This is a genomic window from Staphylococcus intermedius NCTC 11048, from assembly GCF_002902385.1.
GTDB lineage: Bacteria > Bacillota > Bacilli > Staphylococcales > Staphylococcaceae > Staphylococcus > Staphylococcus intermedius.
The window spans coordinates 1-8,910 of the sequence record NZ_PPQH01000065.1; the positions used below are offsets into that span (position 1 = coordinate 1).

Genomic DNA, 8,910 nt, shown 5'->3' on the forward strand with positions numbered 1-8,910 from the left:
TTCGTAAGTTGATTTCGCTCCTGATGTTAAGTCGCTGAAGAATTGACTTACTTCTTTCGCGATACTATCTGATTCACTTGTGCTTGTTGAAGTACTCATTGATTCGCTCGCTGATGTGCTTACTGAATCTGAAGTACTTGCTGAGTCAGATGCACTTGTTGATGTGCTTGCTGAGTCAGACGCACTTGTTGACGCACTTACTGATTCAGATGTGCTCATCGAAGCTGAACTACTCATTGATTCACTATTCGCTGCTGACGCGCTTAATGATTCATAAGTTGATTTCGCTCCTGATGTTAAGTCGCTGAAGAATTGGCTTACTTCTTTCGCGATACTATCTGATTCGCTTGTGCTTGTTGATGTACTCATTGACTCGCTCGCTGATACGCTTGCTGAATCTGAAGTACTTGTTGAGTCAGATGCACTTGTTGATGTGCTTGCTGATTCACTTGTACTCATTGATGTACTTGTTGATTCTGAAGTGCTTAATGAATCACTTGTGCTCATTGACGTACTTGTTGAGTCAGATACGCTCATTGAAGTTGATGTACTCATTGATTCACTATTCGAAGCTGAAGTACTTAATGATTCATAAGTTGATTTCGCTCCTGATGTTAAGTCGCTGAAGAATTGGCTTACTTCTTTCGCGATACTATTCGATTCACTTGTGCTAGTTGATTCACTAGTGCTCATTGATGCACTTGCTGAGTCTGATACAGATAAGCTCATCGAAGTCGAAGCAATCATTGATCCACCTAGTGATAGTGATGTTGAAATAGAGTCAAGTTCTGTATCTTCTTCACTTAATGATGCACCAACCGAATCATAGTCACTTAAGAATTCACTGAATGCCAAACTTTCTGATTCAGATTGAGAATCTGATACAGAATCTGATACTGATTCTGAAACTGAAATAGAATCACTGATCATCAGACTATTTGATACTGATTGACTTTCAACGATGCTTGTTGATGTGCTCAATGACTTGTCTACTGAAATTGATTCACTATCTGATGCTGATGTGCTTGCTGAACGTACTTCTGATTCTGATTTCGCAATCGATTCAGATGTTGAAACAGATTCAGATGTCACTTCTGATACTGACGCACTCGCAGCATTTGATACGCTTTCAGATGTTGATAATGACTCTGAAAGTGATTGTGACGTTGATGCTGATTCTTCAGCTACTGATGTCGATGCACTTTCTGATGCAGCAGTTGATGTTAATGTGCTTGTCTCTTCACTTTCTGAAGCAGATGTTGATAATGATGCACTTTCAACTGTAGATACAGATGCTGAATCTGATGCTACCGTGCTAGCCACTTTGCTATTCGACAATGATTGGCTCTCAACGATGCTTGTTGATGTGCTCAATGATTTTTCTACTGATACTGACGCGCTATCTGAAGTTGACGCACTTGCTGAACGTACTTCTGATTCTGATTTTGCAGTAGATTCAGATGTTGACGCTGATTCAGACGCTACTGTTGATGCTGACGCACTATCAGATTTAGATGCGCTTTCAGATGTTGATACGGATTCTGAAAGTGATGTTGACGTTGAAGCTGATTCTTTCGCTACTGATGTCGAAGCACTTTCTGATGCAACAGTTGACGTTGATGCGCTTGTTGACGCACTTTCTGATTTCACAGTTGATACTGATGCACTTTCAACTTCGCTTATTGATGTTGAAGTTGATAATGAATCGCTCATCACTTTGCTGTTCGACAATGATTGACTTTCAACAATGCTATCTGATGTGCTCAATGATTTGTCTACTGAAACTGAAGTACTTTCTGAAGTTGATACGCTTGCTGAACGTACTTCTGATTCTGATTTCGCAGTCGATTCAGATGTCGATGCTGATTCAGAAGCCACTGTAGACGTTGATGCACTTTCAGATTTCGATGCACTTTCTGATGCTGATACTGAATCTGCAAGTGATTGTGAAATTGATCTTGATGCTTCTGTGCTTGCAACTTCGCTTGTTGATGCACTTTCTGATGCAACAGCTGATGTTGATGCACTTGTTGACGCACTTTCTGATTTCACAGTAGATGCAGATGCGCTCGCAATTTCACTTGTTGATTTTGAAGTCGATAATGAATCGCTCATCACTTTGCTGTTTGATAACGATTGACTTTCAACAATACTATCTGATGTGCTCAATGATTTTTCTACTGAAACTGATCCGCTCACAGACGTTGATACGCTTGCTGAACGTACTTCTGAGTCTGATTTCGCAGTCGATTCAGATGTCGATGCTGATTCAGAAGCCACTGTAGACGTTGATGCACTTTCAGATTTAGATGCACTTTCAGATGCTGATACTGAATCTGCAAATGATTGTGAAATTGATCTTGACGCTTCTGTGCTTGCAACTTCACTTGTAGACGCACTTTCTGATGCAACAGCTGATGTTGATGCACTTGTTGATGCGCTCGCTGAAGTTGATGTTGATACAGATGCACTTTCTTCAGTTGAAGTCGATGCTGAGTCTGACATTGAAGTGCTTGCCGACTTACTGTTTGACAACGATTGACTTTCAACGATGCTATCTGATGTGCTCAATGATTTTTCTTCTGAAATTGACGCGCTTTCAGATGCTGACACACTTGTTGAAAGTGATGTTGAAACTGATGTCGATGCTGAGCCAGATGATGACACTGATTCAGACTTCACTGTTGATGTTGATGCGCTCGCAACTTTAGACACGCTTTCAGATGCTGATACTGAATCTGCAAGTGATTGTGAAATTGATCTTGACGCTTCTGTGCTTGCAACTTCACTTGTTGACGTACTTTCTGACGCAACTGTTGATGTTGACGCACTTGTTGATGCGCTATCTGATGTCGATGTTGACACTGACGCACTTTCTTCAGTTGATGTCGAAGCTGAGTCTGACATTGAAGTGCTTGCCGACTTGCTGTTTGACAATGACTGACTTTCAACAATGCTATCTGATGTGCTCAATGATTTTTCTACTGATGTTGATGTACTTTCAGATTCTGACACACTTGTTGAACGTACTTCTGATTCTGATTTCGCAGTCGATTCAGATGTCGACATTGAAGCAGATACCACTTTCGAATCTGAAGTTGAAGCTGATTCACTTGCAACTTTGCTTGTTGACGCTGATGCTGAATCACTCACTAAGCTTGCAGATTTCGCTGCTGATTCAGAGTCACTGATTGACGTTGATTTCGCAATCGAACCTGAAGTTGATGTGCTTGCTTCAGTTGATGCAACAGTTGATGTTGATGCACTTACAGATGCTGATTCTGATGCGCTCGCAACTTTAGATAAGCTTGTCGATTTAGAATCTGACGCGCTCGTTGATTTCTCTGCACTTCTTAACAATGAAATCGAATCTGATTCAGACGCTGATGTACTGTCTGATGTTTCTGCAACTTTTGAGTTCGACGCGCTTGTTGATGCTGAGTTGCTTGCTTCAGTCGATGCAACAGTTGATGTTGATGCTGAAGTACTTGCTTCAGTTGACGCACTTGTAGATTGTTGTGTCGAGTTCGCTAATGATGTTGACATGCTAGATGATTTTTCTGTGCTTGCTGATACTGACGCACTTGCTAATTCACTTGTTGATGTCGACTCACTTGCTGACGCTTGAGTTGATGCCACTTCTGATGCTGAAACGCTGTTAGACTTTTCAACACTGATTGAAGTTGAATCACTTGTTGACGCATCTGTTGAAGTAGACGCTGCTGTTGAAGTAGACGCAGAAGCTACAACAGATTCACTAGATGATGTTGAAGCACTTGCTACTTTTTCAGAGTTCACCACTGAGTTCGATGCACTTGTTGATTTATTATCGCTTTCTAAGTTCGAAAGACTTGTCGAACGGACATCTGATCTGCTCGCACTGATAGACACGGATTCAGAAGTTGATGTCGATGCAGACGCACTTTCTGACTTCACAGCACTTGCTGATTCTGATTCGCTCGTTGATACACTTGCTGATTTTGCGACACTCATTGATTTCGAATCAGATTGTACTTGTGATAAGCTTGTCGATCTAGAAAGACTAGCTTCTCTCTCAGATAATAGATTTGATCTGAAAATCGAATTAGATTCACGTCTAGATTCGTTATTGCTCGCTACTACAGAATTTTCCTGTGACAATAAGGACGCTTTAACTTCACTTCTTGAATTTGATTGTGCAATCGATACGTTAACAGATGCTTGTTCAGAATCATGCTCACTTTGAGCAGCTTGCATGCTAAGTGATGTGATTTTATCCTCAAGTAAACTTCTAGATTCATATGCGGAATACGTAGAATCTGTTCTAAATGCGTCGGACAATTCAATAGACTCTGAGCTTGACATTGACGCAGCTTTTGATTCTGACTTACTATCTGATGCTTGTTCGCTCAATGATGCATCTCGGCGACTATCTGAACGAGAATCGTCATTAACAGAATCTTGAACAGCCGTTGAATCACGTAACGAAGCATTAGCACTTGTTCTCACTGAATTTTGAGTAGAAATTCTTGTCGACAACGCAGTACTTCTCGATGTTGAGTCAGACTCAGAAACTTGAGCACTTTCTGATTTTGACGTACTTTCTTCAGTCGACGCTTTCTCCAATGATGCTGATGCTGAATCAGACTTACTATTTTCACGATCTGTGCTGACAGATTGTGATGTGCTCGTTGACGCATCTGTGCTTGTCGATGCTGATTTACTCAATGAGTTCAATGACGAATCTTCATCACTGATTGATGTTGAAATGAACGTTGATGTTGAATCACTTGTCGATTTATTCACATTTGATGTGCTTGTTGACGTTGATACAGATGTCGAATGGCTATCTGATGCTTCATTCGATGCTGCAATTCTGTCAACTTCCGACGTGCTTGCTGATGTTGATGCAGATGCTGAATCACTATTAACGATTGATTTCGATGTTGAAGTCGAATCTGAAGCTAATTGTGATGCTTGTACCACACTTTCAGACTTAGCAGTTGATTCTTGTGTGCTGATTGAAGCACTGCTTACTTGTTGTTCACTTTCTGAAGTAGATGCTTCAGTTGATGCAACAGTTGATTCTGACGCACTTGTTGATGCTGATGTTGATGTTGATACAGAAGTGCTTTCAGATTCTGAAGCAGCTGCTGCATTTTCAGATTCACTTACAGACGCTGATACTGACGCTGAAGTGCTGCTTGATGCTTGACCACTTACTGATGCTGAAGTACTGTCTGACGCATGTTCAGAATGTAATGCACTTGCAGATAATGACGACGATTTTGAAGTTGAAGCTGATGCACTTGCTGATTCAAGCGTACTTGTTGATGCTGAATCGCTAGTAGATGCATTCGCTGAGTTCAACTGACTTGTAGATGTTGATTCTTCAGGTGTGTCGCTATGATTTGCATTTTGTGCCAAGCTTTCTGATTGTGCTGTTGACGTTGATGCAGATGCTTGTGTTGAAGCTTCTGTACTTGTTGATGCCGAAGTACTTGCTGCATTGTTGTCATCAGTTGAAAGGCTCGCTGATTTCGATTCTGATGCTTTCACTTTATCTGAAACTGATGCTGACACACTTGTTGACTTGTCTGCGCTCAATGATTGAGAAGCTGTTGTAGACTTGCTTGCTGATTTCGATTCACTTGGGTTCATCGATCTTGCAATCGCTTCTTGTAAACTGATTGACGCTGATTCTGACAACGAATTTTTAATTGATTCAGAAGCCGAGCGTGATTCAGATTTAGATGTGCTCACTGAATCTGATACACTATTTGCTTTCTGTGTGCTCGCTGATTGAGAGTCACTTCTAGATGTTGATGCATCTGTAGACTTAGCTGTTGAAGCCGACTTAGATTCCTCTACAGAATTTGAAGCCGATACAGATGTGCTTGTTGATTTAGAAGCACGTGTTGATGCTGCTTCTGATGCACTTGCCTCACTCACAGATTGAGATGTGCTTGCTGACGCTGAAGCATTAACATCATTTTCTGATTGCGCTGTTGATGCTGAATCACTATCTGATATTGATGTGCTCACTGCGTTGCTTACAGATTGCGCTGTTGATAATGATTGCGATACTGATGTTGATTGTTCAGTGCTCACTGATGCACTTTCCACTTCAGATGCGCGCATTGATTGATCTGCTGATCCTTTAGCTACACTTTCTGAATCCGATGCAACAACACTCATTGATTTCGCAATTGAGTAACTTGTTGATGCTGAGTTACTGCCTTCTTCTTCAACTTGTGATGCTAAAGCACTTCTTGAATCTGCTGTTGACTTGCTTGTCGATGTTGATGCATTTACTTCGCTTTGTACTGTCGATGTTGACGCACTTGCTTCTGTTGATGCAACAGTTGATTCTGACGCTGACGTACTTGCTGACGCTTCAGATGTTGATGCCGAAGTTGAAGTGCTTGTTGAAAGTTCTGTACTTACTGATTCACTTGCTACAACTGATGTTGACTCTGATTGTGCGAGTGAAGTTGATTGTTCAGTACTTTCTGATGCGCTCGCTTCTGCTGATTCACTTGTTGATTGCGCAGCTGATGCTTTAGCTACAGTTTCTGAATCCGATGCCACTATGCTCATCGATTTCGCGATTGAGTAGCTTGTTGACGCTGAGTTACTGCCTTCTTCATCAATTAGTGATGCTGACGCGCTTCTTGAATCTGCTGTTGACTTGCTTGTTGAAGCTGATGCATTTACTTCGCTTTGAACTGTCGATGTTGATGCACTTGCTTCTGTTGATGCAACAGTTGATTCTGACGCTGACGTACTTGTTGACGCTTCAGATTCTGATGCTGAAGTTGACGCGCTAGTCGAAAGTGATGTGCTTACTGATTCACTTGCTTTCACTGATTCAGATGCACTTGCTTCTACTGATGTCGATTTGTCAGTGCTCACTGATGCACTTGCAGCCTCAGATACACTTGCTGATTCTGATGCTGATGCACTATCCACATTTTGTGAATTCGACGCAACGACACTCATTGATTTCGCAATTGAGTAGCTTGTTGACGCTGACGTGCTTGCATCTGCTTCATCTTGTGATGCGGATTCACTTAATGAGTCTGCAGTTGATTTGCTTGTTGACTCTGATGCGTTCACTTCACTTTGAACTGTCGATGTTGACGCACTTGCTTCTGTTGATGCAACAGTTGATTCTGATGCTGACGTACTTGTTGACGCTTCAGATTCTGATGCTGAAGTTGATGTGCTCGTTGACAGTGACGTGCTCACTGACTCGCTTGCTTTCACTGATTCTGATGCGCTTGCTTCTACTGATGTCGATTTGTCAGTGCTCACTGATGCACTTGCAGCTTCAGATACACTTGCTGATTCTGATGCTGATGCACTATCGACACTTTGTGAATCTGACGCAACAACACTCATTGATTTCGCAATTGAATAGCTAGTTGACGCTGACGTGCTTGCATCTGCTTCGTCTTGTGATGCGGATTCACTTAATGAGTCTGCACTTGATTTGCTTGTTGATTCTGAAGCACTCACTTCATTTTGTACTGCTGATGCTGACGTACTTACTGAAGTTGATGTTGAACCACTTGCTGATTCTGATGCTGATGCACTATCTACACTTTGTGAATTTGATGCAACAACGCTGATTGAATTCGCAATTGAGTAACTTGTCGATGCTGATGTACTTGCATCTGCTTCGTCTTGTGACATTGAAGCACTTCTTGAATCTGCTGCTGACTGACTTGTTGAAGTTGACGCATTCGCTTCACTTTGTGCCGCCGATACAGACGTACTTACTGAAGTTGATGTTTCTTCACTTGCTGATTCTGATGTGCTCGTTGCTGTCGAAGCTGAATCTGACGTACTTGTTGAAAGTGACGTACTCACTGATTCACTTTCTACTACAGATGTTGAAGCTGAATCTGATACAGACATTGATTGGTCAGCACTATCTAATGCGCTCGCTTCTTCAGACACACTTGTTGATTCAGATGCGAATGCACTTGTTAAATCTTCTGACTCTGATGCAGATACACTCATCGATTGTGCAATTGAATAGCTTGTTGATGCTGAAGCAATTGCGTCTTCTTTATCTGATGAAGATTGTGATGCGCTTGTTGATGCTGAATCATCTGCAATCGATTTTGAAGTACTTGTTGATTCACTTGCTAAGCTTTCTGATGTGCTCGCTGATGTTGATGCACTTGCTTTTGCTTCTGATTCTGACTCAGATACTGATTGTGATTTCTCAACTGATGTTGATGTGCTTGCTGAATCACTTGCTAAGCTTTCTGATTGCGCCGTTGATGTTGACGCACTCGCTTGTGCTTCTGACTCTGACGCTGATACAGATTGTGATTTCTCAACTGATGTTGATGTGCTTGCTGAATCACTCGCTACACTTTCTGATTGCGCCGTTGATGTTGATGCACTTGCTTGTGCTTCTGACTCTGACGCTGATACAGATTGTGACTTTTCAACTGATGTTGATGTGCTTGCTGAATCGCTCGCTACACTTTCTGATTGCGCTGTTGATGCTGATGCACTCGCTGATGTTGATGTACTTGTGCTTGCTTGTGCTTCTGACTCTGATTCAGATACAGATTGCGACTTTTCAACCGATGTTGATGTGCTCGCTGAATCACGTTCTACACCTTCTGATTGCGCTGTTGACGCTGAAGTACTTGCTGATGTTGATGTAGAAGTACTTGCTTGCGCTTCAGACTCTGACGCTGATACAGATTGTGACTTTTCAACTGATGTTGATGTGCTTGCTGAATCGCTCGCCACACTTTCTGATTGAGCCGTTGATGTTGATGCACTCGCTTGCGCTTCAGACTCTGACTTAGATACAGATTGCGATTTTTCAACCGATGTTGATGTGCTCGCTGAATCACGTTCTACACCTTCTGATTGCGCTGTTGACGCTGATGCGCTCGCTGA

General features: G+C 42.0%; 1 pseudogene. It reads right to left on the reverse strand.

Features of this window, described 5'->3' with window-relative positions:
- A pseudogene (locus CD138_RS14295) lies at positions 1-8,910 on the reverse strand (hypothetical protein); the annotation flags it as partial.